This is a genomic window from Cupriavidus sp. FW306-01-F10A, assembly GCF_058782785.1.
Genome location: NZ_JBYSYA010000025.1, coordinates 1 through 581, shown reverse-complemented (window position 1 = coordinate 581; position 581 = coordinate 1). Strand labels below are relative to the sequence as shown.

Below are 581 nucleotides of genomic sequence, written 5' to 3'. Positions count from 1 at the left end.
TGGCAGGGTGACGGTAGCCAGTGCGTGCGGTTCCGCGTCGACGGCAATGTCCGGCGCCACGTCCGGCACAGCCGCGTCCGGTTGTTGCGGTTCCGGCGCAGCCGCTTGCGCTACCACTGGCTTGCCTGCCAGCGCCTGCAACTCGGCCAGCAGGTCGAGGGCTTCCTGCCGGATCGCGGCAAGCGTGGCTTCGTCGGCTTCGGCCGGCACGGAATCCGGCGCGATGTCGCCAACTATATCGGTGTCTGCAGACACCGGTTCCATGACAGATGCGTCAGGCGCTGCCACTGCCTCGGGTTCCGCGCTGGCAACCGGCTGCGCGGGAGCGGCCACGGCTTGCGTGGCACCAGTGAGGGCCGGCGCTACGGCGGCGGCTTCGGCCGGCACTGATACGGCGGCAGGTACCGTGACGGAAGCAGTGGCCGAGGCGACGCCCTTGCCGGAAGCCTCGGGCAGCGTCGTAATCGCCGAACGCACCAGCGGCTGCGGCTGGCGGAACGGGCTGCTGACGACCGTGCCGCGCAGGGGCTGCGCCGGGCGCGGCGCCGGAGCCGGTGAAGGGGCTGCCGTCGGGGCCGGCC

At 72.3% G+C, this 581-nt stretch carries 1 pseudogene; it reads right to left on the bottom strand.

Annotated elements, in window-relative coordinates:
* A pseudogene (locus tag AC3WLF_RS26135) lies at positions 1-581 on the bottom strand (cell division protein FtsK); the annotation flags it as partial.